Annotated in this window: 23 protein-coding genes, 1 pseudogene and 1 riboswitch; of the genes and pseudogenes, 6 read left to right on the plus strand and 18 right to left on the minus strand. The window is 65.8% G+C overall.

What is annotated here, in order from left to right; genetic code table 11:
- Positions 1–46: 46 nt before the first annotated feature.
- Entirely contained in the window at positions 47–1,318 is a 1,272-nt protein-coding gene (locus tag DYI42_RS18370) for an ABC transporter substrate-binding protein (protein WP_213547864.1), read from the minus strand.
- Positions 1,319–1,377: 59 nt separating this feature from the next.
- Entirely contained in the window at positions 1,378–2,352 is a 975-nt protein-coding gene (locus tag DYI42_RS18375) for an ABC transporter ATP-binding protein (protein ID WP_213547865.1), read from the minus strand.
- 94 nt (positions 2,353–2,446) lie between these two features.
- Between DYI42_RS18375 and DYI42_RS18380 the strand changes: the two genes are divergently transcribed.
- Together DYI42_RS18380 and DYI42_RS18385 are read left to right on the plus strand one after the other, a co-directional pair.
- Positions 2,447–2,605: a hypothetical protein gene (locus tag DYI42_RS18380; RefSeq protein WP_213547866.1), complete on the plus strand. Its 159-nt coding sequence runs from the start codon at positions 2,447–2,449 to the stop codon at positions 2,603–2,605.
- A 27-nt stretch (positions 2,606–2,632) separates the two neighbouring features.
- Positions 2,633–3,319, plus strand: coding sequence for a GntR family transcriptional regulator (locus DYI42_RS18385; protein WP_213547867.1), 687 nt, complete (start codon positions 2,633–2,635; stop codon positions 3,317–3,319).
- Positions 3,320–3,832: 513 nt separating this feature from the next.
- Here the strand turns inward: DYI42_RS18385 and DYI42_RS18390 are convergent.
- The 3 genes from DYI42_RS18390 to DYI42_RS18400 are packed head-to-tail and all read right to left on the minus strand — an operon-like array spanning position 3,833 to position 6,967.
- Positions 3,833–4,918, minus strand: coding sequence for an ABC transporter substrate-binding protein (locus tag DYI42_RS18390; protein ID WP_244868008.1), 1,086 nt, complete (start codon positions 4,916–4,918; stop codon positions 3,833–3,835).
- Positions 4,915–6,237 (minus strand): sensor histidine kinase, encoded by a 1,323-nt coding sequence (locus tag DYI42_RS18395; RefSeq protein ID WP_213547868.1) that lies wholly within the window; start codon positions 6,235–6,237, stop codon positions 4,915–4,917. The genes DYI42_RS18390 and DYI42_RS18395 overlap by 4 nt, the downstream gene beginning before the upstream one ends.
- Before the next feature lie 58 nt (positions 6,238–6,295).
- On the minus strand, positions 6,296–6,967 hold the full coding sequence (locus DYI42_RS18400) for a response regulator transcription factor (RefSeq protein ID WP_244868009.1): 672 nt from the start codon (positions 6,965–6,967) through the stop codon (positions 6,296–6,298).
- 161 nt (positions 6,968–7,128) lie between these two features.
- On the opposite strand from DYI42_RS18400, the gene DYI42_RS18405 reads away from it, so the two are divergent.
- The 3 genes from DYI42_RS18405 (at position 7,129) to DYI42_RS18415 (ending at position 10,393) form a co-directional block, all read left to right on the plus strand.
- The gene (locus tag DYI42_RS18405) at positions 7,129–8,112 is read left to right on the plus strand and encodes a tripartite tricarboxylate transporter substrate binding protein (RefSeq protein WP_213547872.1); all 984 of its coding nucleotides are present in this window, start codon (positions 7,129–7,131) and stop codon (positions 8,110–8,112) included.
- Positions 8,113–8,386: 274 nt separating this feature from the next.
- Positions 8,387–8,869, plus strand: a complete 483-nt coding sequence (locus DYI42_RS18410) for a tripartite tricarboxylate transporter TctB family protein (RefSeq protein ID WP_213547875.1) — start codon at positions 8,387–8,389, stop codon at positions 8,867–8,869.
- A gap of 12 nt (positions 8,870–8,881) precedes the next feature.
- Positions 8,882–10,393 carry a tripartite tricarboxylate transporter permease gene (locus DYI42_RS18415; RefSeq protein WP_213547877.1) on the plus strand — a complete coding sequence of 504 codons (1,512 nt, stop codon included), beginning with the start codon at positions 8,882–8,884 and terminating at the stop codon, positions 10,391–10,393.
- Here DYI42_RS18415 and DYI42_RS18420 read toward each other — a convergent pair.
- From DYI42_RS18420 to DYI42_RS18450, 7 genes are all read right to left on the minus strand, one after another.
- A complete protein-coding gene (locus tag DYI42_RS18420; RefSeq protein WP_244868010.1) occupies positions 10,275–11,276 on the minus strand; it encodes an SDR family NAD(P)-dependent oxidoreductase in 1,002 nt (333 codons plus the stop codon). The two genes, DYI42_RS18415 and DYI42_RS18420, sit on opposite strands and share 119 nt — an antisense overlap.
- A gap of 68 nt (positions 11,277–11,344) precedes the next feature.
- On the minus strand, positions 11,345–11,518 hold the full coding sequence (locus DYI42_RS18425) for a hypothetical protein (RefSeq protein ID WP_213547881.1): 174 nt from the start codon (positions 11,516–11,518) through the stop codon (positions 11,345–11,347).
- Positions 11,515–11,967 carry a hypothetical protein gene (locus tag DYI42_RS18430; RefSeq protein ID WP_213547883.1) on the minus strand — a complete coding sequence of 151 codons (453 nt, stop codon included), beginning with the start codon at positions 11,965–11,967 and terminating at the stop codon, positions 11,515–11,517. Before DYI42_RS18430 ends, DYI42_RS18425 begins: the two co-directional genes overlap by 4 nt.
- 4 nt (positions 11,968–11,971) lie before the next feature.
- Positions 11,972–13,246 carry an agmatinase family protein gene (locus tag DYI42_RS18435; protein ID WP_213547885.1) on the minus strand — a complete coding sequence of 425 codons (1,275 nt, stop codon included), beginning with the start codon at positions 13,244–13,246 and terminating at the stop codon, positions 11,972–11,974.
- Between the two features lie 96 nt (positions 13,247–13,342).
- Positions 13,343–14,110, minus strand: a complete 768-nt coding sequence (locus DYI42_RS18440; RefSeq protein WP_213547887.1) for an ATP-binding cassette domain-containing protein — start codon at positions 14,108–14,110, stop codon at positions 13,343–13,345.
- Positions 14,107–14,919 (minus strand): ABC transporter permease, encoded by an 813-nt coding sequence (locus tag DYI42_RS18445; RefSeq protein ID WP_213547890.1) that lies wholly within the window; start codon positions 14,917–14,919, stop codon positions 14,107–14,109. Before DYI42_RS18445 ends, DYI42_RS18440 begins: the two co-directional genes overlap by 4 nt.
- Before the next feature lie 60 nt (positions 14,920–14,979).
- Positions 14,980–16,044 (minus strand): putative urea ABC transporter substrate-binding protein, encoded by a 1,065-nt coding sequence (locus tag DYI42_RS18450; RefSeq protein ID WP_213547892.1) that lies wholly within the window; start codon positions 16,042–16,044, stop codon positions 14,980–14,982.
- 102 nt (positions 16,045–16,146) lie between these two features.
- Positions 16,147–16,251, minus strand: a riboswitch (guanidine-I (ykkC/yxkD leader).
- 395 nt (positions 16,252–16,646) lie between these two features.
- On the opposite strand from DYI42_RS18450, the gene DYI42_RS18455 reads away from it, so the two are divergent.
- Entirely contained in the window at positions 16,647–17,324 is a 678-nt protein-coding gene (locus tag DYI42_RS18455; protein WP_213547894.1) for a GntR family transcriptional regulator, read from the plus strand.
- A gap of 3 nt (positions 17,325–17,327) precedes the next feature.
- On the opposite strand, the gene DYI42_RS18460 is transcribed toward DYI42_RS18455, so the two are convergent.
- From DYI42_RS18460 to DYI42_RS18485, 6 genes and pseudogenes are all read right to left on the minus strand, one after another.
- A complete protein-coding gene (locus DYI42_RS18460) occupies positions 17,328–17,768 on the minus strand; it encodes a type II 3-dehydroquinate dehydratase (protein ID WP_213547896.1) in 441 nt (146 codons plus the stop codon).
- A gap of 17 nt (positions 17,769–17,785) precedes the next feature.
- A complete protein-coding gene (locus DYI42_RS18465) occupies positions 17,786–19,081 on the minus strand; it encodes a TRAP transporter large permease (RefSeq protein ID WP_213547898.1) in 1,296 nt (431 codons plus the stop codon).
- Positions 19,078–19,605 carry a TRAP transporter small permease gene (locus DYI42_RS18470; protein ID WP_213547900.1) on the minus strand — a complete coding sequence of 176 codons (528 nt, stop codon included), beginning with the start codon at positions 19,603–19,605 and terminating at the stop codon, positions 19,078–19,080. Before DYI42_RS18470 ends, DYI42_RS18465 begins: the two co-directional genes overlap by 4 nt.
- Positions 19,606–19,672: 67 nt before the next feature.
- The gene (gene dctP, locus DYI42_RS18475; RefSeq protein ID WP_213547902.1) at positions 19,673–20,665 is read right to left on the minus strand and encodes a TRAP transporter substrate-binding protein DctP; all 993 of its coding nucleotides are present in this window, start codon (positions 20,663–20,665) and stop codon (positions 19,673–19,675) included.
- 92 nt (positions 20,666–20,757) lie between these two features.
- Positions 20,758–22,641, minus strand: a complete 1,884-nt coding sequence (locus DYI42_RS18480; protein ID WP_213547904.1) for a bifunctional sugar phosphate isomerase/epimerase/4-hydroxyphenylpyruvate dioxygenase family protein — start codon at positions 22,639–22,641, stop codon at positions 20,758–20,760.
- A 5-nt stretch (positions 22,642–22,646) separates the two neighbouring features.
- A pseudogene (locus DYI42_RS18485) lies at positions 22,647–23,063 on the minus strand (shikimate dehydrogenase); the annotation flags it as partial.

Here is a 23,063-nt window from a genome sequence, read left to right on the forward strand (position 1 = left end):
GGTCCGGGGGGCAGACAGCCCCCCGGCTCTGAAACATCGCGGCCGGTCAGGCGGCGATGAACTCGTTCCACTTGCGCACCATGTACTGGTTTTCATCCATCACGGCGTTCCAGCAGGCCACGGCGCCCATGCGTTCCTCAAAGGAGCCGCCGTCGCGCACCTCGCCCGCCTGGGCCAGCACGTCGCCGGTGGGCGAGGTGATCTCGCCGGTGGCTTCCTTGCCCTCGAACCAGTAGCCCCACTCGTTTTCGCTCATGAAGTCTTTCGAGGTTTCCGGCACGGCGGAGTAGTAGCCCTGCCGCATCAGGTAGCCGCCGACCCAGCCGGAGAGATACCAGTTGATGTAGTCATAGGCCGCATCCAGCTCCATGCCGGAGAGCGACTTCGACAGGCCGATGCCACCGCCCCAGCTGCGATAACCCTCTTTCAGCGGCTGGTAGACGCATTCGATCCCGCGCGACTTCACCGCGGTGATCGCGGGCGACCACATCGACTGGATCACCACCTCGCCGGAGGCCATCAGATTCACGCTTTCGTCGAAGGTTTTCCAGAAGGCGCGGAACTGGCCGTTCTGCTTGGCCTCGGTGAAGATCGCCATGGTCTTGTCGATCTCTTCGCGGGTCATGTTGCCCTTGTCGCCATACTGGATCTCGCCCATCGCCTCGCAGACCATGGCCATGTCCATGATGCCGATGGAGGAGATGTCGAGGATGCTGGCCTTGCCCTTGAACTCGGGGTTCAGCAGCTCGGTCCAGCTCTCGATGGGCCGCCCGATCAGGTCGGGGCGAATGCCGAGCGTGTCGGCGTTGTAAATGGTGGGAATGAGGGTCATCCAGCCAGTTTCTTCGGCGGAAAAGCTGGTGCCGTCGGCGCCATCGACAAAGCCCACGGTATGGGGCGCGGTGCCTTGGGCGATGGTGCTCTCCGGGGTCAGCTTGCCGGATTTGAAGATGCCCACGATCTTGTCGTAATTGGCGATCTTCGAAGTATCCATCGCCTGCAGGTTGCCCGTGGGCCAGACCTTCTTGCAGATCCAGTATTCGATATCGGCGATGTCGAAGCTGTCGGGCTGGGTCGCGGCGCGCTGGGTCACGCTGTCAGAGTCCAGCGCGGTCATCTCCAGCGTGATGCCAAGGTCTTCCTTCACCTTGGTCGCCACGTCGTTGAGGTTGGAAACCCCTGTGCCGAACTGGCGCAGCACGATGTCCTTGGTGTCCTGCGCCCAGAGCATCGGCGCGGGGAGGGTGGAGGCGGCGAGCGCCGCGCCCCCGGCTTTCAGCATCGAGCGGCGGGAATATCCGATCTTGGGTTTAGCCATTGTCTTGGTCCTCTGTCCTGTTGTCCTTGATGGTGTCACTCGTCTGACGGGCGGCCTTGTCAGGCCATGAGGCGGTGCAACCTCTCTTCGTCCCAGCTCAGCCGAACGGCCTCGCCGGGAGATTTCGGATGGGCAAAAAACTGGTCTTCCGGGATCAGCGCCAACACCTCGTCGCCGCTCTCCGTAGTGGTGCTCACCGCCACCGAGGCGCCCTGGTATTCCACCGCCGTCACCGTGGCGGGCAGCCCGGCGGTGGCGAGGGTGACGGCATCGGCCCGCACCGTGGCCTTGCCGCCCGGCAGGGCAATCACGTTGTGGCCGCCGATGAAGCGGGCGACGAACTCGGTGCGCGGCTTGGCCCAGACCTCGCGCGCCGGGCCGGCCTGCTCGATCACGGCGTCATTCATCACCACGATCTCGTCGGCCAGCGCCAGCGCCTCGTCCTGCCCGTGGGTGACATGAATGAAGGTGATGCCCAGCTCGCGCTGGAGTTTCTTCAACTCGCTCCGCATCCGGATCCGCAGGAAGGGATCGAGCGCCGAGAGCGGCTCGTCGAGCAGCAGCACCTTCGGCTCCGTCACCAGCGCGCGGGCCAGCGCCACCCGCTGTTGCTGCCCGCCTGAAAGCTGCGTGGGCAGCCGGTCGGCAAGGTGGGTCATGTCGACCAGCGCCAGCAGCTCGTTGGCGCGGGCATGGCGGGTGGGCTTGTCCACGCCCTTCATCCTGAGCGAGAAAGCCACGTTGTCGCGCACCGAAAGATGCGGAAACAGCGCGTAATTCTGAAACATCATCGCCGTGCCGCGCTTTGCCGGCGGCAGATGAGACACGTCCGCGCCTTCCAGCAGGATGGACCCTTCGCTCACCTCCTCGTGCCCCGCGATCATTCGCAGGGTCGAGGACTTGCCGCAGCCCGAGGGGCCGAGCAGGCACACGTAGCTCCCCGGTGCGAAGACATGGTTGATGTCACGCACCGCCACCGTCGCGCCGTAGCGCTTTGTCAGATGGACAAGTTCAAGATCGTAGCCAGTTCGCATTGCGCGTTGTCCCCGTTCGAGGGGCCCGTCCGATGGGCCCGTTCGATGCGCTCGATCAAACCGGCGCCGCCGGACGCGCGGCAATGAAATCGCCATGCGTGAGGCGGGCCAGACACGGGTTGCGCAAAAAAGCAGCATGCCGCCGCAAGCCCTGCGCGAAAAGTGGCGCAATATTGTATACAATAATGCCGACAAACTGCGCCGCGACGTGAGCCTTGTCGCCGACCGGTCGAATCGACCAAAACTGAGTTGAAGCCCGTCGAAAGGCGCCCGGAAGACCATGAACACCATCGATACCAAGCTCTGGACCAGCGAAAACGTCGCCGCCGATCTTGAACGGGCGGTGCACGAGCATCGCCTGCCGCCCGGCACCAAGCTGGGTGAAGACGAGCTGGCCGAGGCCTATGGCATCAGCCGTACCATCGTGCGCGCCGCGCTTCAGGCCCTATCGCACCGCCGCCTGGTGGAGCACAAGCGAAACCGGGGTGCCTTCATCGCTCAGCCATCGGTGCGCGAGGCGCGCGAGGTCTTCGAGGCGCGCTCCCTGCTGGAGCCCCGCACCGCCCGCTCCGCCGCCACCCGGATGACGGAGCAGGATCTCGACATCCTGAAACAGAACATCGCCGACGAGCACGTGGCGCTCGACGCGGGCGAAAACGGGCGGGCGCTGCTGCTCTCGGGCCAGTTTCACCTTGAGGTCGCGCGGATCGCCGATCAGGCCACGATAGAAGACATGATCTCCGAGCTGATCTCCCGGTCGTCCCTCGTGATCGCGCTCTACTGGCGCCGGCGCGCGGCGCTTTGCGAGACGCAGGCCCACCACGCCCTTCTCGATGCCTTTGCGGAGGGCAACGGAGACGCGGCGGAAGACCTGATGAAGAGCCACCTGCTCGATCTCGTGGCCTCGCTCGATCTGCGCTCGGTCAGCCAGCCCGCAACCTCTCTGCGCGAGGCGCTGGGCCGGTGAACGTGGGAGACGAGGTGTACCTCCATGCCGAGATCGAGGCGAGCTTCATCGTCGTCGCCCTGGACACGGACGGTCGGCCAAGGCCGGTGCTGGAGAGCTAGGGGCGCGAAGCGGGCAGAGCGGGCGAGCACGTTTGGCCTGCCTGGAGCCTAGGTGGATGACAGCACTGCGGGACGAAGCGGAGGTTGCGCTGAGCCGCGCGTCGACGGGCCGCGGTGCGGCGATCCGACCTTGATTCAGTTGCGATTTATGGTGGTCATTTGCCTGTAAGGCCCAAGTCTTGCGCTCCCGTCGGTGTATCGCCAAGCCGTCACGCCAGGGGCGCGCCAAGTCTCGTCGGCGCACCTGCGGTGCGACGGGCGGCCCGGCGATGCGCGGCGGCTTCGCCTTGATTCCGCGCAGGGGAAGACACGGCAAGCGAAGTGACGGGCTCAAAGCAACCATCCGGTATTTTCCATCGGCATTGGCAGTCTGCGGGCCGCAGAAGCCAAACACCCGGAGTGGCGATAGCCCTCACTCCAGCGGCGCTTCGCCACCGCCGTCGTGTGGGAAGGTGGACCGCCAGAGGGCAACGAATTCGCGGCGTTTGTGTTGGTCGAGGCCCACCAGCAGCGACGGGGTGAGGGCGATGGGGCGAAAGCTTGTTTCGGGGGTTTCGGGCAGGCGCAGGGCGGCGGGGGCCGCGTCGTCGGTGCGCACGATCAGATGCGACGAGTTCAGCGCCGCGCGACCGCCCTCGGACAGCATGAAATCGAGGAAGGCGCCCGCCAGCTCCGGCTCTGCCCCGTGGCGGGGCATCAGCGCGGCGCGGGAGAGCACCAGCGTGTAATCGTGGGGCGCGACGGCGACGATATCGGGGTTTTCCTCGGCCCGGGCGAGGGCATAGGAGGCCAGCACGTTGTAGGCGATCAGGTAGGTACCGTTGGCCACGCCGTCGATGATTTCGGCCGAGCAGCAGGTGGCAATGGCCCCGCTGCGCCCGAAGGCCTCGATCAGGCTGCCGAAGGTGGTGGCCTGCTGCGCGTCTGCAAAGGCAAACAGGTAGCCCAGCCCGGAGGCCTCGATATCATAGGTGGCAACCCGCCCGCGCAACCGGCTGTCCTCGGGGCGCAGCAGGTCGATCAGGTCGAAGCGCGAGCGCGGCACCTCCGCGTCGCTGAGCAGGCGCCGGTTGTAGACGATCACGGCGAGTTCCCGGGTAATGCCGAACACCTCGTCGCGCCAGTTGGCGACCTGCGGCAGGCTCGCCGTCGCGACCGACCTATGCGCCTTGGCGCAGCCGTCATTCGCCAGCTTGAGCTGAAGGTCGACGGCGGAGCTTATCACCATGTCGGCGGACTGCCCGCCCGCGCGGCATTCTGCCATGGTCACCTCGAACAGGTCGTTCGAGCCCCATTGCTCGTAGTCGATGCGCACCCCGCCCGTGCGTGACGCGAAAAGCTGCATCACCGCCGCGAACCTCGCGATATCGGTGGTGCCGCGCACCAGCAGCTGGCGCGCGGCGTCGGAGGGGCCGTAGGAGGCCACCGCCTCGGGCAGCGCCCGGGCCGCCGCTGTGCCCGCCAGGATCATCGCACAGACCATGCCGATCAGCTTCATGCCTCCGCCTCCCTGACCTTCGGCAGCTCCAGGAACACCTCGAAGCGCCCGGCATCGGGCCGCCGGATCGCCATCCGCCCGCCATGGGCCTGGGCCACGGCGCTCACGATGGAAAGCCCCAGCCCCGCACTGGCCGAAGACACGCCGGAGCGCCGGGCAAAGCGCTTGCCCGCATCGCCCCACATCTCTTCCGCCAGCCCTTCGCCCCGGTCGCGCACCCCGATGCAAAGCGTCGCGCCCTCTTCGCGCACGAAGACGGTAATCGGCGGCTGGCCATAAGTGTTGGCGTTGTTGATCAGGTTCTTGCAGGCTTCGATCAGCGACAGCGCATCGCCGTCGCAGACCATCGGCGCTTCAGGCAGGTCCATCCGCACGGTCCGTTCGGCACCCGGCAGGGTCTGGTCAAACTGGGCCACCGCCTCGCTGGCCACCACCCGCAGATCCACCGGCGCCAGGTCGACGCTGTCGGCGCGGTGAATGATCATCGCGTGGTTCAGGAGCTGGTCTGTCAGACGGCTGAGGTTGCGCGATCTCTCGTGGATCCGCTCGACGATACGGAGCTGTTCCTTGGAATCGTCGGTCTCCCGTGCCAGCTCGGCCTGGGCCCTGAGCGCCGCGATCGGCGTGCGCAGCTGGTGCGAGGCGTCGGCGATCAGCGTGCGCATGACCCTGAGCTGGCGGTCGATCCGCCCGATGAACCGATTCAGCGCCGCGACCAGGCTGGCGATCTCCTGGGGCACCTCGACATCCACGGGCGTCAGGTCGCGGCTCGAGCGCAGCGCGAAATCGTGCTCGAGCCGGCGCAGCGGGCGCAGGGCGGAGGTCACCGCCAAGACTGCGAGCCCGGAAATCACCAGCCCCACCATCGCCACCGCCAGCAGAGCATTGCGCGTGATCTGTTGCGCCAGCTCCCGCCGCGCCTCGGTGGTCTGGCCGACGACGACATCCACCGCGCCCAGAAACGAGCGCTCCGCGATCTGCCGCCTCACATGAACGTAGCGCGCCGGTTCTCCGGCGAAACTGCCGCTCGAAAACCCGCCGTCGCCCTCCGGACGCGCCACCCCGTCATAGCCGGTCACCAGCTGCCCCCGGTCATCGAACACGGCATAGACAACCCGGTCGCGCGGCGCCAAAGACAGCAACTCGAAGGCCGAAACCGGGATGTCCACGATCACCTCGCCATCCCGCAGCCCCAGCGAGGCGGCGATCTGGTTGGCCGCGCCGACCAGCAGCCTGTCGTAGGATTGCCGCGCCGCGCTGCGCCCATAGGCATAGGCCGCCAGCGACACGGCCACGCCGCCGATGGCGAGCACCAGCACCAGCGCCACTCCGAGCCGAAAACTGACAGACCCGCTCCGCCGCGCTCCGTGCCGCGCCCTAGTCTTCATCGAGCATCTGGTAGCCGAGGCCGCGCAGCGTCTTGATCCTGATCCGGCTGTGGCAGAGCTTCTTGCGCAACCGGCCGACATAGAGCTCGACGGCGTTCGGGCTGACGTCCTCATCGTTGAAGGAATACAGGCGCTCCAGCAGCTTGTCCTTTGCCACTACGCGCTCGCGGTTGGCCAGCAGGATCTCCAGCACGTTGATCTCGCGCCGGGCCAGCGACACCGGGCTTCCATTGACCTCGACGGTCAGGCCCGCCGGGTCGAAGGTGATGTCGCCGAACGCGATGATGCCCGAGCGGTCCACGTCCTGCCGGCGCAGCATCGCGCGGACTCGGGCATGGAGTTCGCGCAGGTCGAACGGCTTGATCAGGTAGTCGTCGGCCCCTTTGTCGAGCGCCGCCACACGGTCCTCGATGTCCGAGCGCGCGGTCAGCATCAGCACCGGGGTCGCCTTCCGGCGGTCGCGCAGGCTGGCGAGAACTTCGGTGCCCAACCCGTCGGGCAGGCCGATATCGAGGATAATCACGTCATAGTCCTGCACCGCCAGCGCGCCAGCGGCCTCGTCCACCGAACTGACATGATCCACCGCATCCCCGCGGTTTTCGAAGCTCGCAACAATGGCGTCCGCCACATCCACGGTGTCTTCGACCAAAAGCAGACGCATATCCGCTTCCTCTCCTCCCGGCCTCAACATCCGGCAAATCCGCGGAAAAGGCCAGTGGCAGCCGGTGGCCCGCGTCCATGAGACTGTCCTGACAGGTTGGCGACAGGTTTGGCCCGTAGGGAGCGGGGCATCATTAGATCACAGCATGAACGGAGGAGATAATGCTGACACTCAAGATGACCCGGCGCGTGGCACTCGCGGCGGCCGCCGCCTTTGCCTTTACCGGCCCGGCGCTGGCCGAAGGCCACAAGGTGCTCGACAGCGTCCACTTCCTGATCCCCGGCGGCGCCGGCGGCGGATGGGATGGCACCGCGCGCGGCACCGGTGAGGCACTCACCAAGTCCGGCCTGGTTGGCACCGCATCCTACGAGAACATGTCGGGTGGCGGCGGCGGCAAGGCCATCGGCTACCTGATCGAGAACGCCGAGAGCAATGAAGACACGCTGATGGTCAACTCGACCCCGATCATCATCCGCTCGCTCACCGGCGTCTTCCCGCAGAACTTCCGTGACCTGACGCTGGTTGCCGGCACCATCGGCGATTACGCCGCGATCGTGGTCAACGCTGACAGCGACATCGACAACATGGAAGGACTGCTGGCCGAATTCGACGCCGATCCCAACGCCACCGCCATCGGCGGCGGCTCGGTGCCCGGCGGCATGGATCACCTCGTGGCCGCGATGACCTTCGAGGCGGCGGGCAAAGACCCGCTGGCGATGAAGTACATCCCCTATGACGCGGGTGGTAAGGCCATGGCGGCGCTGCTCTCTGGCGAGATCGCGGCCCTGTCGACCGGCTTCTCCGAAGCGGTGGCGCTGGCCGAAGCCGGTGAAGTGAAGATCATCGGTGTGACCTCGGACGAGCGCGTACCGGCCTATGCCGACGCGCCGACGATGATGGAACAGGGGATCGACACCAGCTTCATCAATTGGCGCGGCTTCTTTGGCGCCCCGGGCATGCCCGAAGAGAAAGTGGCGATGTATCAGGACGCCATCGCGAAGATGTACGAGACCGAAGAATGGGAAGCCGTGCGCGCGCGCAACGGCTGGGTCAACATCCATAACTCGGGTGACGACTTCAAAGCCTTCCTCGAAAAGCAGGAACAGCAGATCGGCGACCTGATGAAGAAGCTTGGCTTCCTCTGAGCGCGTCAGGGGCGTGCGGGGGCTTCCCTCCCGCGCGCTCCGAAGGACTTCCAGGCACATGGGCGGGAGAGCCGCGCGCTCTCCCCTCCGAAAGGGTCAGGCCTTCTGCCCTTGAGATCATCGGCCAACCGGCCTGATCCACGAGGTCGCGCGACCTCGCCCCTGTTTAACCAGTCTTTTCCCGCGCCGGGCGTTCCTCGGGCTGCCGCAGACTGCGGCGATCCACAGGATTGATGGCCCGGCAGCCGCGAAGACACACTGAAGGAGACCTGAAATGGCTCTCGATCGCTGGATCGCCTTCATCATCCTCTGCGTCGCATCGGCCTATGCCTATGCAGCCTTCTTCACCATGGACCAGCTCCTGCCGCCCTTCATGCAGCGCAATCCGATCTGGCCCTCGACCTTTCCGAAGGTCCTCTCGGTCATGGCCATTCTCACCTCGCTGGTGATCCTGCTGGGCTTCGAGAAACCGACCGTGGAGGACAGCGCGCCCGAAATCGACTACCGCAGGCTCGGCGATTACCACCTGTTTCAGGCGCTCGCGCTGCTCGGCCTGATGGTGGCCTACGCGCTGCTGCTGCGCCCTGCCGGGTTTCTGCTGTCGACAGTCGGGTTTCTGACCATCGGGGGCATCGTGCTGGGGGAGCGCAAGCTCTACATCCTGATCCCGGTCGCACTCATTGCCACCGGCATCGTCTGGTATCTCGTCGAACGTGTGCTGGGCATTTTCCTTAGCCCGCTGCCGTTTTTCCTGTGAGGAGGCTGACCCATGCTTGAAGGACTTCTCATCGGCCTGCAAACGGCCCTCTCGTTCCAGAACCTGATCATGGTGATCGCGGGCTGCCTGATCGGCACGTTCATCGGCATGCTCCCCGGCCTCGGGCCGATGTCGATCATCGCCATCATGATCCCGGTTGCCATCTCGATGGGCGACCCGTCTGCCGCGCTGATTCTGCTGGCCGGGGTCTATTATGGCGCCATCTTCGGCGGCTCCACCTCCTCGATCCTGCTCAACGCGCCGGGGGTCGCAGGCACCGTGGCCAGCAGCTTCGATGGCTACCCGATGGCCCGCAAGGGCCAGGCGGGCAAGGCGCTGACCATCGCCGCCATCGCCAGCTTCGCGGGCGGCACACTCGGGGCCGTATTGCTGATGATCTTCGCCCCGGCGCTGTCTTCGGTGGCGCTGCTGTTCCACTCGGCGGAATACTTCGCGCTGATGGTCGTCGGCCTCTCGGCCATCGCCGCCTTCGCGGGCACCGGTCAGGTGGCCAAGGCGCTGCTGATGACGCTGGTGGGGCTGATCATGGCAACGGTGGGCGAGGGTGCGCTGTTCAACATGCCACGCTTCACCATGGGCATCATGGACCTGCAATCGGGTTTCGGCTTCATCACGCTGGCCATGGCGATGTTCGCCCTGCCCGAGGCGCTGTTTCTCGTGCTCAAGAAGAAAGAGATGAGCGGCGACGGCGGCAAGATCGAGAACCTGCGTATCACCCGCAAAGAGGGCAAGGCCATCGCGCCGGTGATCGGGCGGCAATCGTTGCAGGGTTTCTTCATCGGGGTGCTCCCCGGCGCCGGGGCCACCATCGCGAGCTTTCTGGGCTACGCGGTGGAGCGCAACCTGGCCACCAAGGAAGAGCAGGCCGAGTTCGGCAAGGGCTCGATCAAGGGTCTCGCCGCGCCGGAAACCGCCAACAACGCCGCCTGCACCGGCTCCTTCGTGCCGCTGCTGACGCTCGGCATTCCGGGCTCGGGCACCACGGCGATCCTGCTCGGCGCGCTTATCGCGCTCAACGTCACTCCAGGGCCGCGCCTGATGATCGACGAGCCGCAGGTGTTCTGGGCGGTCATCATGTCGATGTTCATCGGCAACCTGGTGCTGCTAGTGCTGAACCTGCCGCTGATCCCCTATATCGCCAAGGTGCTCAGCATTCCGCGTAACTACCTGATTCCGTTCATCCTGTTCTTCACGCTGATGGGGGCCTACATCGGCCAGAACAACGCGACCGAGCTGCTGATCCTCGTCGGCTTCGGGGTGTGCGCCACGGCGTTGAAGTTTGCCGATTATCCGCTGGCACCGCTGCTGATCGGCTTCATCCTTGGCCGGATGATGGAAGACAACTTCGCCCGCTCTATGCAGCTTTACGACGGCATGAGCTTTATCATCGACCGCCCGATGACCCTGGCCCTGCTCGTGATTGCGGCGCTTCTGGTGGTGCTGCCGAGCTACCGCGCACGGCGCGCGGCGGCCCGCGCCAGGGGCGTGTCCGAAGGCGATTGACCTTCCCGGTCAGGGCGGTGGACGACATCGCCCTGACCCCTAAGCCACGGCCTCTTCCATGGCCACGCTTCCCCAAAAGCCGGAAACGATCACGGATCGCCTCGCGCACGCGGCGAGGGCCCGTTTTCTGCGCAGGTCGGCCGGAACCATGGGCTTGCAACGCCCCATCAACTCGGTGTTCGTCAGCGCCGTGCGCCTTTCCAGCGGGTTCGGCGCTGCCAGCGAAGATGAAACAGGTGGTGGTGCCACTCGCCAGCAGCCGCCCCGAGATGTCCTCGACCCGCGCCTGCGCGGTGGCGGAACGCTGCCCGCGCGAGAAGACCTCGGCCCTGGCGCGCAGCTGCCCGGCGGTGGGCAGAACGGGCCTGATGAACTTCATCTCCGTGCCCATGCTGGTATAGTTGTCGCCCGCTGACCGCACAGTCTGCACCGCGCAGGGGAGCGCGCTGTCGAGCAGCGCCATCGTCCATCCGCCATGCACCAGGCCCATCGGGTTCAGATACTCCTCGGCCGCATCGCTCTCCACCGCCTCGATGACCGCCAGCGCCAGCGCCTCGGGAGACAGCTTTTCCTGCGGTATACCAGCGGTCATGTCGGTCTCGGAAAATGCGGGCAGGACCGAGAGAACGCTGACACCGCTGCCGTCCAACTCGCTGCGCAGCGACATCATCAGGGAATGCAGCGCGGCCTTGCTGCCCGAATATGTGCCAACCTGCGGGATCGGCGCCAGCGAAGGGAGGGAGGCCAGCGACACGATCGCACCTCCGCCATTGTCGCGGATCACCGGGGCAAAGGCGCGGGTCAGGGCGAGGCTACCGATCACCTTGGTTGCCGGTTCGGCCACGAACCAATCGCGTGACGGGGCCGAGATCCACCGGCGCAAAGCCCGCCCTGTCTTTGCCGGAAAACTGTTCGCCGCGCAGAGGCGCGGCGCCAGACAGCCAGGGCTGCCTATCGCATATGCCTGCTCTTGACGTAGAGGATGGCCGCGAGGGCGATCATCGCGCCGCCGAGCAGGACCGGCCAGAGGCCGGAGTCCGCATGGGCGTGCGGCAGGCTCACCTCATGGGCCAGCGCAGGGCCGGCGGTGAGCAGGGACAGGGCGGCAAGGGTCGTGGTCTTCATGCTTCAATCTCTTTCTTTCGGGTCATCAGGAAGTCGCGCAGGTCGAGCGAGGATTTTTCGTCCATCGACACGTAGATCAGTGACATGTTGGTGCGTTCGCGCACCATCTCACCGGGGAAGGGGAGGTAGGACAGTTCGCGGGAGCCGAAGCTCGGCGAGGCGGTGCCCACCTGCCAGTCGGTTGTCAGCTCCACGTCCACCAGCTTCAGCGCGGTCTTGCCGCCTTTGCCGGGACGCTCGAAGGGAACGCCGGCCAGCTTGAGATAGCTGGTCTTGTCCTTGGCCTGAAGGAACCCGTCGATGAACTGGGTGGCCAGAACCTGCAGGTCCGCCGCCACGTCTTCGCTGGGCATATGGCTGTGCAGGTGGTCCGCGTCTTGCGGGTGGTTGTGGTCATGCGGGTGATGGTGGTGGTGATGATGCCCGTGCGGGCCGTGATCATGGGGCATGGCGCTATCCGATCTTGTGGGGTTCGGGGTTGGACCAGCGCTTGCCGTCAAACTCGCCCATGGGAATGGCCACCGGCTTGTCGATATGGCGCTTGTGCGCCCCGAGCTTGCCGTGGGCAACCAGCGATCCCAGCACGTCCACGATGACGCGGGTGCCCATCAGCGCAGTGATCTCGGACTGGTCGTAGGGTGGGCTGACCTCGACCAGCTCCATCCCGCAAATTCCTTCGGCAGCGACCTTGGAGGCCAGCGCCAGCGCCTCGCGCGGGAGGAAGCCGCCCGGCTCCGGCCAGCCGGTGCCCGGCACGAAGCCGCAGTCGATGCTGTCGATATCGAAGGACATGTAGACCATGTCGACCCCGTCCCAGGCCATTTCCAGCGCCATCTCCGCGGTCTTGTCCACGCCCATCGCTTCCATGTCGGACATGGTGATGATGTTGGTGTTGCGCTCACGGGCGACCTTCACGGCCTCGCGCGGAACCTGCCAGCCGCCGATGCCCACCTGCACAAGGTTCTTGGGCGAGACGTTCGCCATGTTGGTGGCGTGGAACCACGGGGTGGTGTGCATCCGCTCGTCCAGGTCTTTCTCCTGAATATCGGCGTGGCGGTCGAAATGGACGATGCCGATCTTCTTTGAGGTGCATTCCGCGATGCCGCGCAGGCAGGGGAAGCCGATGGAGTGATCGCCGCCGATCATGATCGGCAGGGAGCCGGAGGAAAACACGTGGCTCACCGCGCGGCTGATCTGGTCGAAGCTCTTTTCGATGTTGGCCGGTATGGTGAAGACATCGCCTGCGTCGCACATCGTCATCTGCTCGCGCAGGTCGACGCCGGTTTCGTAGTTGTAGGGCGTATAGAGGGCAGAGATCTTGCGCACGCCCTGCGGGCCAAACCGGGTGCCGGCGCGATAGGTCGTGCCGCCGTCGAAGGGGATGCCCAGAACGGTCGCATCGTAATGGGCAACCTCCTGCACGTCTTCGGCGTAGGGCGCCTTCAGGAAGGTGTTGATGCCCGCGTAATGGGGCAGCTCGCCGCGCGCGAAGGTGGGGATGGACTTGTCGTCGATGCTGTCGGCCCCCGTCAGGCCCATCCGCAGCGCCCAGCGGCGCTCCTCATCCCAGCGGCCTTCGGGAAGCTCACTTTCCTTCTGCATGGCTTTCCAGCCACCCAGCTTGGTCAGATCGGGATGGTGCGGGCGTCTTTCGCGCGCTGCCAATCTGTCGGCCATGTCGCGCGGGTGACGAGAGCGCACCGTGGCGCGGTGAAGATCAGAGAACATCGCTGTCTCCCTTATGTGCCCCGATACAAGGGGCGGGTCTGTACGGGCCTTGGCAAACCTGTCTGCGCGGGGCCCGGCGGCGCGCAGCAGGGAGGGTTAATGCGCGGCGAGGCGGGGGTATTCGTCCAAGATGTGCTGGAACGGCACGCCTTCATCGCGCGCATCGAAATCGTAGGTGATGGTGGCCCCGAAGGCCTCTGGCGCATGGGGATCCCAGCGCGGCTTGTCGAAGACCAGCACGCGGTCGCCCAGCTTGAAGCCCTCGGAGAGGTCATGGGTGACCATGAAGACGGTCATCTGCGTGTCGGCCTGCAGCTCTGTCAGAAAATCGTGCATGGCGATCCGGGTGCCGGGGTCCAGCGCGCCGAAGGGTTCGTCCAGCAGCAGGATGCGCGGGCGGGCGGTCAGGGCCTGGCCGATGGCGAGGCGCTGCTGCATCCCGCCCGACAGGGTGGCCGGGTAGTTCCCGGCCACATGGGCCAGACCGATGCGCTCCAGCGTCTCGTCGGCGCGCGCGCGGGCGGCGCGCAGCTTTGCACCGAAAAACCGGCCGAGCCCGCGGGAGAAGCTTTCGGCGGCAACGATATTGTCGCGCACGGTCATATGGGGGAACACGGAATACTTCTGAAAGACCACGCCGCGCTCGCGCCCCGGCTCCCGCGCGGGTGCGCCTCCGTCGATCCGGATTTCACCCCGTGAGGGCGTTTCGTCGGCCAGCAGAAGGCGCAGGAAGGTGGACTTGCCGCAGCCCGACGCGCCGACGATGGAGACAAACTCGCCCTCGGCAACCTCCAGGTTGACCCGCTCGATGATCGACCGCGCACCGTAGCGCTGCCAGACGTCGGTGACGCTCACGAAGCTCACAGACTCTCCTCCAGCCAGGGGAAGGCGGCGCGGGAGGCGGCCTTCAGCGCCCAGTCGATCAGGAATGCCAGAAGGGTGATCCAGATGACATAGGTCAGGATGATGTCCATCGCGAGATAGCGGCGGACAAGGAAGATGCGATAGCCCAGCCCGGATTCGGCGGCCACCGCCTCTGCGGCAATCAGAAACAGCCAGGCGGCCCCGAGCGAGAGGCGGACGGACTGGATCAGCCGGGGGATGATCTTGGGCAGCACCACGCGCAGGGCGATCACGCCGGTGGAGGCGCCAAGGGTCTGGGCCTTGACGATTTCCTCGTGCGGAATGTCCAGCACACGTTGGCTGAGGTCTCGGATGATGAAGGGCGTGATGCCCACGACGATCAGGACAACCTTCGAGGTCTCTCCCAGCCCGAAGACGATGAACAGGATCGGCAGAAGCGCCAGCGGCGGCACCATCGACAGCACGGCGACGAAATCCGACAGGGTGCGCCGCACGTAGGGCAGCATCCCGATCAGCACGCCAATCGTTGTGGCCAGCGCGGCCGCGAGGCCCACCCCGAGGAACAGGCGCCGCAGGCTGGCCAATGTGTCGGCCCAGAGCAGGATCTGCCCCGACCGCCGGTCGCCCTCGGTGAAGAGTTGCTTCGCTGTCGCGACGATGGTTTCGGGCGCCGGCAACAGCTTGTCGGCGGGATTGGCGCTCAGCCGGATCTCCGACCCGATCCAGTAAGCGACCCCAACCGCGACGAAGGGCAGCGCGGCCAGGAACACGGCCATGGGCCGGGCGGGACGTCGGTTGATCAGGCGCATCAGAAGCTCCGTTCCCGGGAGTGGCCCGACCCCGCATCAGCGAGGCCGGGCGGCCGTTTTTCAAAGTGCGCCGTCAGAGGCCATCTGCATGTAGCTGGCATCGAAACGGAGCTGCACGTTGCCCTCGTCGCCGGTCACCGTCCCGTCCGGGTATTCGATGCCGATGAAATCGGCCGAGGGCGCGCCGACGCCGAGGATGCCCTTGTCGAACAGGAATGCGGCGATGCCCACCATCGTGTCGGGCAGCTCAGGGCTTTGCGCCTGGGCCACGCCATCCGCAGGGGCATAGAACATCTCGGTCGCATCGAGCTGGGCCTTGTAGCCCGCAAGATCGGTGCCCGAGGCCTCTGCCATTGCGGTCAGCACCTCTTCGTCGCCTTCGGCCATCAGGCCCATCACTTCGTACCAGGCACCGACCAGCGCGCGCCCGAAATCCGGGTTGGCCTCCAGCGTCTGCGTATTCACCACCATCAGGTCGAGGATCTCTCCAGGGATCTGCGAACTGTCGAACAGGGTCTTGGCCTCCGGGTTGGACGCCAGGATTTCCGAAACCAGCGGGTTCCACGTGACGACGGTGTCCACATCATCGCTGGCGAAGGCGGCGATCATGTCGGCGTCCGAGGTGTTGACCACCCCGCCGAGGTCGCGCTCGGAGAGTCCCACCGTGTCGAGCGCGCGGGCCAGCAGGTAGTGAGAGACCGACAGCTCCACCAGGTTGACGGAGGTGCCCGCCAGATCTTCCAGCGTCTTGTCCCCCGAGGCGATCACCGCGTCATTGCCGTTGGAAAAATCGCCGATGATCAGCACCGTGGTGTCGACGCCACCGCCCGCCGGGATCGACAACGTGTCCATGTTGGTGGCCGAAACCCCGTCAAAGGCCCCGGCAGTATATTGGTTGATGGATTCCACGTAGTCGTTGATCTGCACGATATCGACGGTGATGCCGTATTTGTCGGCCCATTTGTCCATGATCCCGGAGTCATCCAGATAGCCCCAGGGCATCCAGCCGACATAGATCGACCAGGCGATGGAGAAGTCTGTTTTCTCCTGGGCGGTGGCGGGTGATCCGAAGGCGGTCGCCAGCGCAACGGCGACGGTGGCGGCAAGGTTCTTGGCTCTGGTCATAGGACGTCCCTCTTGGTCAGCGTCCCGCCCGGTGGTCATCTCTGTGAAGTCGGATCCACCGGCGGAACTGGAGTAGGAGTGCGGATCGGACCTGCGCAGTGCGTCTCCCGGGATTTTGCCCCGCCGTGTGCCTGACCGGAATTTGCCGTCCAGGTGGTGTTTCTTGGACCTGACCCGCAATGCGGCGGAACCCTAAACACCCTGCGCTTCCATGCAGAGAGGAGGACGCCCCGCAGCGTCAAGCCTGCCGGTCGCGCCCGGCCGGCACTGCCCGTGCATGCCACAATAATCAGCTCCCATCTGCCGGGCTGCTCAATGCGCGAGCAGTAAGGCGGCGCGCCACGCCCTATGTCTCAGAGCGCTGCCGCCCGAGGTTCAAGGGCATTCGCTGCGCCGGTAACAAACGAGGGCAGTGCGCAGGACGCAGCCCTTTCAAATCTGTGAACTCTGATCCGTCTGCGGGACGTGCGGCCCTGAGCCGTCGTTCGCCCACAACCCGGTGAACGACCGTTTCCGACTGGATGTGGACACGCCCCGGGATCACACCGATACTCACTCCAGGCCAACAATCGAGTAACGAAGTGACGGAGAGCGCAGGGAAAATGCGGTTTGATATCGAACCGCGCCACGGCGAAACGGTGGGCGAGATCGCTTACCGGCGGATTCGCCTGCATATCGTGAATGGCAAGCTGAGACCGGGCGAAAAGCTCAAGCTCGAGCGGATGCGCGAGGTCTACGACGCCTCCGTTACCACGCTTCGAGAGATCTTGAACCGGCTGGCGGTCGAGGAACTGGTAGCGGCAGAGGGCCAGCGCGGCTTTCGCGTCGCCGGGGTCAGCGATGCGGAGCTGCACGACCTGGCCGAGCTGCGCATCCTGCTGGAAACGCACGCCCTGCGTCAGTCAATGGCACTCGGCGACCTGGACTGGGAGGCCGCAGTCGTCTCGGCCCATTACAAGCTGTCGGCGATAGAAAAGGTTCTGATCTGCGATCCGCAAGAAGCGGTGGAGAGTTGGGTCGCCGCCGACTGGGGCTTTCACTATGCCACCATCGCCGCCTGTCCGCAGCCGGTACTGGCCCGGACCCATGCCTCGGTCTTCGACCGGTTCGCCCGGTATCACATGCTGGCGCTGAACTTCCGGGGCGAACCGGCCGCGGTGCAGCACGCCGACCTGCGCGACCTTGTCATCGAGCGAAAGATGGATGCGGCGGTCGAGCTTCTGACCCAGCACATCCGCACGGGGGTGGAGCATATCCTCGGGGGCGGTGGCTTCGGCTGACCCTCAGGCAGCCCGCGCCCATTCGGCCAATTTGCGAAGGGCAAACTCGTAGCCGCGGATGCCAAAGCCTTCGATCTTGGCCGAGGCAGCCTTGGACGGGTAGCTGAGGTGCCGGAACTCGTCGCGCCGGAACAGGGGCGAGATGTGGATCTCGATGATAGGCCGGTCATAGATCAGCAGCGCATCGAGGATCGCGATGGAGGTGGAGGTGAACCCGGCCGGGTTCAGGATCAGCCCCGCCGTGGTGCCCCGGCCCTGCTTGATCCAGCCCATGATCTCGGCCTCGCTGTCGGACTGGCGGAAGTCGATGGCCACCCCCTCGTCCTCCGCCGTGCGCGTGCAGAGCGTCTCGACGTCGGCCAGGGTGTCGTAGCCGTAGACCTCGGGCTGGCGGGTGCCCAGCATGTCCAGGTTGGGGCCGTTGATGATGAGGATGGTGTCCATCTGGGTCTCCGAAAGGGTCATCCACCGTAGCCGTAGAGCCGCGGAAGCCAGAGCACGAGGTCCGGCACGAAGGTGATGATGCCCAGCCCCGCGATCATGATCGCGAGGAAGGGCAGAAGGTGGCGGATCGTCTCGCGGATCGGCGCGCGGGTGATCGAGGTGACAACGAAGAGCAGCAGCCCGTAGGGTGGCGTCGCCAGACCGATCATGGTGTTGACCACGACGATCACCCCGAAGTGGACCGGGTCCACCCCCAGCGACACGGCCGTCGGCAGGAAGATCGGCACGATCACCAGCAGGATCGCGTTCGCCTCCAGCAGGCAGCCCAGCAGCAGAAGGATCGCGTTCACCAGAAGAAGGAAGGTGATCATCGTCAATTCGGTATCGCCGAGGGCGTCGCGGATGACGTTTGGCACCTGTTCGATGGTGACGACGTAGTTGAAGGCCAGCGCCCCGGCGATCAGGAAGCCGACGGCGGCGGTGGACTTGGCCGAGTTGCGCACCGTCTCGTAGGCGAGCCGCAGGCTGACCGAGCGGTAGAAGACCGTGGAGACCAGGAAGGCATAGAGCGCCGCCAGCGCCGCCGCCTCGGTCGGAGTGGTCACGCCGCCGTAGATGCCGACCAGCAGGATCACCGGCATCAGCAGGGCCGGCACCGCGCGCAGGGTCACCCGGGGCAGCTCGCGCAGCGGCACCGGCTCTTCCACCGGGTAGTCGTGGATGCGGGCCTGCCAGGCGTTCATCGCCATCAGCAGCACGCCCAGCACCAGCCCCGGCGCCACGCCGCCGAGGAACAGGAACCCGATCGAGGTGTCAGAGACGAGCGCGTAGAGCACCATCGGGATCGACGGCGGGATGATCGGCCCGATGATGGCCGAGGCGGCGGTGATCGCCCCGGCATAGGACCCGGGATACTTCCCGTCCTTGGTCATCAGGTTGATGATGATCCGCCCCATGCCAACCGCGTCGGCGATGGCCGACCCGGACATGCCCGAAAAGATGAGCGAGGACACCACGTTGACGTGCCCGAGCCCGCCCCGGAACCGCCCCACCAGAGCACGGCAGAAGTCCAGCAGCTTGTCCGACAGCGTGCCCACGTTCATCAGGTCGGCGGCAAAGATGAAGAGCGGGATCGCCAGCAGCACGTAGGAGCCGTAGAGTCCGGTCAGCATCTGCTCGAAGGCGATGGACATGTCCTGCCCCTGCAAAAGCAGGTAAAACACCGAAGAGGCCAGCATCGCGTGCCCGATAGGCAGGCCTATGATGGCGGAGGTGACGATCAGGGCGACAGCGACGCCGAATTCCCAGCTCATTCCGAGAAATCCTTGCGTCCGAGGTCCTCGGCCGTGGACAGGCCGGTATCCCGCCCGCTGGCGGCGCCCCAGAATATCCAGCCGTAGCGCAGGATGGTGACCACCGAGAAGATCAGCACAACCGAGTAGACCCAGCTGAAGGGAATATCGAGGTAGGAGGTTTCCTGGATCTTCATGAAGGTGACGAAGTCCCAGAGCGCCGGCAGGGACCAGGCGTAGATGCCGACGAGCAGCACCGAAAAGACCATGCGGAACCAGCGCCGCACCTCAGGCGAGACGCTGCCGTAGAGGATGTCGAAGCGGATCTCGTCCCGTTCCTCGACCGAGACCGACTGCCCCCAGAGCAGGATCCACAGCCAGGCGATGACGCAGACCTCGACCGTCCAGCCGACAGGGCTGTCGATCACGTATCGCATGAAGACCTGGATGATGAAGCAGGCGAACATCGCCGCCAGCAGGATCGCCGGCACTGCGTCGGCAAGGCCGCGCAGGATGCGGATGGGGCGCGAAGGAGCGTTTGGCATGGGGCGGTATCCGTCGGCGCCGGGCCCGCCTCAGGGGGCAGGCCCGGCGCGGGTCAGTCAGAAGGTCTCATTCGGCGAGCGCGTTGATCCGATCAACCATGCCCTCCGGCCAGCTCGCCGCGAACTCGGACTCCAGGTACTTGGCCTGGGCGTAGTCGCGGAACGCGATCCTGTCAGGTTCGTAGACCCGCAGACCCTCGTCCTTGAAGAACTGGACCAGTTCGGCCTCGCGGTCGAGGTGGCGCTGGGTCGAGGTCGCGATGGCGGCGTCGACGGCGGATTGCAGGGTTTCCTGCTCCTCTGGCGACAGGCCGTCCCACAGCTCCTGGCTGATAGCGAGGACATCGAAGCCAACGAGGTGGCCGGTCATGACGATCTGGCTCGTCACCTCGTAGAACTTCATGTTGTAGTCATTCGGCAGTGGGTTGTCCTGGCCGTCGATCGCGCCGGTCTGCAGCGCGGTGTAGACCTCGGCATAGGCCAGCGGGGTGGGGTTGGCGCCGATCGCCTCGCCCAGGAACTGCCAGGCGTCGCCGCCGGGCATCCGCATGGTGATGCCGTTCAGATCCTCGGGAGTCTGCACCTCGATCTCCGGCGCCAGGTTTACCTGACGGGTGCCGAAGTAGACCGGGGCAAGAACATGGATACCGGCCTCGGAGGCCATCGCCTTCAGCTCGTCGCCGACATCGCTGTCGAATGTTGCCTGCAGGTGCGCCGCGTCGCTGAACAGGTAGGCCGAGGTCACGATGGACCATTCGGGGATCTGCTCGGCGATGGTCTGTGGCGCGACGAGGCCCATCTCGAGGTTCCCGCGCTGGATGGAGGTCATCTCGGAGCCCTGGGCGACCAGAGTGGCGCCGTTGAAGACCTGCATGTCGAAGGTGCCTGAGACGGCCTCGGCGATCTCGGCGAAGGCCTCGGCGCGGATGTCGTTGTCGGACACCACCGAGGACAGGCGCAGGGTCGGCAGATCCTGGGCAAGCGCAGCGCCCGGCAGGGCGAGCGCCGTGGAAGTGGCAAGTGCGGCCGCGAGGGCGGTCCGGCGTGTCAGAGTTGTCATTGGTTTCCTCCCGTTGACATGTCCACCGAAGGTCGGTGAGGTTTCACGTTTTGTATGATAGAATACTTTTCGTCCTATATTTTCAATAGTCATCAGACGGCGGGCATCCCTTTTGGTCTTTGGAGGCGCTTCTGCGCGGCGATCCGGAAGGGTGCGTTGGGTGCGCCGTAACCGGCATATCCCCGCCGCCGTTCGACGATTTCGATGAAGAACTGCCCGGCGAAGGGCCGGGAGTAGAGCTGGAAGAACTCCCCGCCGTCGTCTGCGTCGTAGAGTATGTTCTCCTCCCGCATCCGTTCGAGGGTTCCTGCATCCAGGTCGAACCGCGCTGCCAGGTCGTCGAAGTAGTTCGGCGACAGCGGCAGCGCCTCGAACCCGAGGTCGCGAAGGGCCGCCGCAGTGGCGAAGATGTCGTCCGTCGCCAGCGCGATATGCTGCACCGACCCGCCAAAGCCGCCGGCAAGGAACGAACCGGCCAGCGTTCTGTGGGTCTCGGCCCCGTTCAGGGTGATGCGGAACGCGCCGTCCGGCGTGGCGATGGCCCGGCTGCGCACCAGCCCGTCGGGGTCGATCACGTCGACCATCGGGGCCTTCGCCATGTCGAACAGGGTCGTGTAAAACAGCGACCACGACAGCATCTCGTCATAGGTCATGGTCTGGGCAATGTGGTCGATCCGGGTCAGGCCAGCGTCAGTCGCCGCATTGTCGTCGGGCACGAATTCCACGTCCCAGACTTTGGCCAGTGCACCCTCGTCAATGAAGTGCATCGCGCTGCCGCCAAGGCCGCGGATCGCGGGGATCGGCAGTTCGCCGGGTCCGAGCGGCTGGGAAAACGGCCGCGCGCCCAGCGCGGTCGCCCGGGTCACCGTGTCCGGGGCGGAGCCGACAAAGAGCCCGATGTCGCAGACCGTGGTGCCCCGTGCGATCCATGAGGCGCCAGCGTGGCCCTCCGTTTCGGCATTGAGGACGATGCGGATGTCGCCCTGCTGCCAGAGCCAGACCGCCTTGGACACGTGCCGCCCGGCCCGGCGGAAGCCGAGGCTGGTCAGCAGCCCCTCGAGCGCGGCGAGCTCTGCGCCCTGGGCCGCGAACTCGACAAAGGCGGTGTCGCGCACGGTGACGGGGGCGGGCAGATCCGGCAGGTCCGGCCCTGCCTCGGGCTCGGCCCGGCGCACCTCGTCCATCAGGGCGACGATCGAACGGTAGCCGTCTTGCGCGATGGTCGCGGGCGAGCCGCCCCGGAACTGGTCGTTGAAGATCTCCAGGCTGATCGGCCCGGAATAGCCCGTGGCCATGACCGCCCGCATGAAGGCGGTGACGGCCAGATCCCCTTCCCCCGGCATGTTGCGGAAGTGGCGGGACCAGTAGAGCAGGTCCATGTCGATCTGCGGCGCATCGGCCAGCTGGACAAAAAAGATGCGATCGCCCGGAATGCGCCGGATCGTCTCAGGGTCGATCCCCCGCCCGAGGGTGTGGAAGCTGTCGAGGATCAGGCCAACGCTCGGATGATCCGCCCGGCGGACCACCTCCCAGGCGTCGCGGTGGTCATTCACGTGTCGGCCCCAGGCCAAGGCTTCGTACCCCACCCGCAGACCACGCGCCGCCGCCCTTTCGCCCAGCTCGGCGAAATCCGCCGCGGCGCGGTCGATGCCGCCCAGCCCCTCGGGGTGGACCGAGGAGCAGACCAGCACCAGGTCGCAGCCCAGTTCCTGCATCACGTCGAACTTGCGCTCCGCCCGGTCGAAGGCCTTGGCCCGAAGTGGGCCGGGCAGCCCCTCGAAATCGCGGAACGGCTGGAAGAGCATCACCTCCAGCCCCGCGTCGCGGATGCGTTGGCCCACGTCCCGGGGGCTGCGCAGGTCGGCAATGAAGTCCTGTTCGAAAATCTCGATCCCGTCGAAGCCAGCGGCGGCGATGGCCTCGATCTTTTCCTCGAGGTTGCCCGAGATGGACACGGTGGCAATGCCTGTCCTCATGGCGCTCAAGCCTCCCCCAGATTGCGGAAGGTGGCGCGCATCCGGCCTGCGTCGGCCTCGCGACCGGTGAACAGTTGGAAGGCGCGGACGGCCTGGAACACCGCCATGCCCTCGCCGCCCAGGGTCCGGCAGTTCAGGGCGCGGGCGGTGCGCAGCAACTCGGTCTCGAGCGGGAAGTAGATGATGTCGGCGATCCAGTGGCGCGGCTCCAGCAGGGTCGCTCCGATGGGCATCCCGGGCAGCTTGGCCATGCCGACGGGGGTGGCGTTGACGATGCCGGTGGCCCGCGCGGCGGCCTCAGGCAGGTCGGTGGCCGGTTCGGCGCGGGGGACTTGCCGCGCCAGCGCCTCGGCCGCGCCCGCCCGTGTGTCGGCGATGCGGATGCGGCCCGCCCCCACGTCGGCCAGGGCATGGGCCAACGC

The sequence above is a fragment of the Vannielia litorea genome (assembly GCF_018424695.1).
In the GTDB taxonomy this organism is placed as follows: Bacteria; Pseudomonadota; Alphaproteobacteria; order Rhodobacterales; family Rhodobacteraceae; genus Vannielia; species Vannielia litorea_A.

Excerpts from the sequence above, each read along its gene's own strand:
- DYI42_RS18370 (WP_213547864.1), bottom strand. The coding sequence starts at position 1,318 with ATGGCTAAACCCAAGATCGGATATTCCCGCCGCTCGATGCTGAAAGCC.
- DYI42_RS18375 (WP_213547865.1), bottom strand. The coding sequence starts at position 2,352 with ATGCGAACTGGCTACGATCTTGAACTTGTCCATCTGACAAAGCGCTAC.
- DYI42_RS18380 (WP_213547866.1), top strand. The coding sequence starts at position 2,447 with ATGCGTGAGGCGGGCCAGACACGGGTTGCGCAAAAAAGCAGCATGCCG.
- DYI42_RS18385 (WP_213547867.1), top strand. The coding sequence starts at position 2,633 with ATGAACACCATCGATACCAAGCTCTGGACCAGCGAAAACGTCGCCGCC.
- DYI42_RS18390 (WP_244868008.1), bottom strand. The coding sequence starts at position 4,918 with ATGAAGCTGATCGGCATGGTCTGTGCGATGATCCTGGCGGGCACAGCG.
- DYI42_RS18400 (WP_244868009.1), bottom strand. The coding sequence starts at position 6,967 with ATGCGTCTGCTTTTGGTCGAAGACACCGTGGATGTGGCGGACGCCATT.
- DYI42_RS18405 (WP_213547872.1), top strand. The coding sequence starts at position 7,129 with ATGCTGACACTCAAGATGACCCGGCGCGTGGCACTCGCGGCGGCCGCC.
- DYI42_RS18410 (WP_213547875.1), top strand. The coding sequence starts at position 8,387 with ATGGCTCTCGATCGCTGGATCGCCTTCATCATCCTCTGCGTCGCATCG.
- DYI42_RS18415 (WP_213547877.1), top strand. The coding sequence starts at position 8,882 with ATGCTTGAAGGACTTCTCATCGGCCTGCAAACGGCCCTCTCGTTCCAG.
- DYI42_RS18425 (WP_213547881.1), bottom strand. The coding sequence starts at position 11,518 with ATGAAGACCACGACCCTTGCCGCCCTGTCCCTGCTCACCGCCGGCCCT.
- DYI42_RS18430 (WP_213547883.1), bottom strand. The coding sequence starts at position 11,967 with ATGCCCCATGATCACGGCCCGCACGGGCATCATCACCACCACCATCAC.
- DYI42_RS18435 (WP_213547885.1), bottom strand. The coding sequence starts at position 13,246 with ATGTTCTCTGATCTTCACCGCGCCACGGTGCGCTCTCGTCACCCGCGC.
- DYI42_RS18445 (WP_213547890.1), bottom strand. The coding sequence starts at position 14,919 with ATGCGCCTGATCAACCGACGTCCCGCCCGGCCCATGGCCGTGTTCCTG.
- DYI42_RS18450 (WP_213547892.1), bottom strand. The coding sequence starts at position 16,044 with ATGACCAGAGCCAAGAACCTTGCCGCCACCGTCGCCGTTGCGCTGGCG.
- DYI42_RS18455 (WP_213547894.1), top strand. The coding sequence starts at position 16,647 with ATGCGGTTTGATATCGAACCGCGCCACGGCGAAACGGTGGGCGAGATC.
- DYI42_RS18460 (WP_213547896.1), bottom strand. The coding sequence starts at position 17,768 with ATGGACACCATCCTCATCATCAACGGCCCCAACCTGGACATGCTGGGC.
- DYI42_RS18465 (WP_213547898.1), bottom strand. The coding sequence starts at position 19,081 with ATGAGCTGGGAATTCGGCGTCGCTGTCGCCCTGATCGTCACCTCCGCC.
- DYI42_RS18470 (WP_213547900.1), bottom strand. The coding sequence starts at position 19,605 with ATGCCAAACGCTCCTTCGCGCCCCATCCGCATCCTGCGCGGCCTTGCC.
- dctP (WP_213547902.1), bottom strand. The coding sequence starts at position 20,665 with ATGACAACTCTGACACGCCGGACCGCCCTCGCGGCCGCACTTGCCACT.
- DYI42_RS18480 (WP_213547904.1), bottom strand. The coding sequence starts at position 22,641 with ATGAGGACAGGCATTGCCACCGTGTCCATCTCGGGCAACCTCGAGGAA.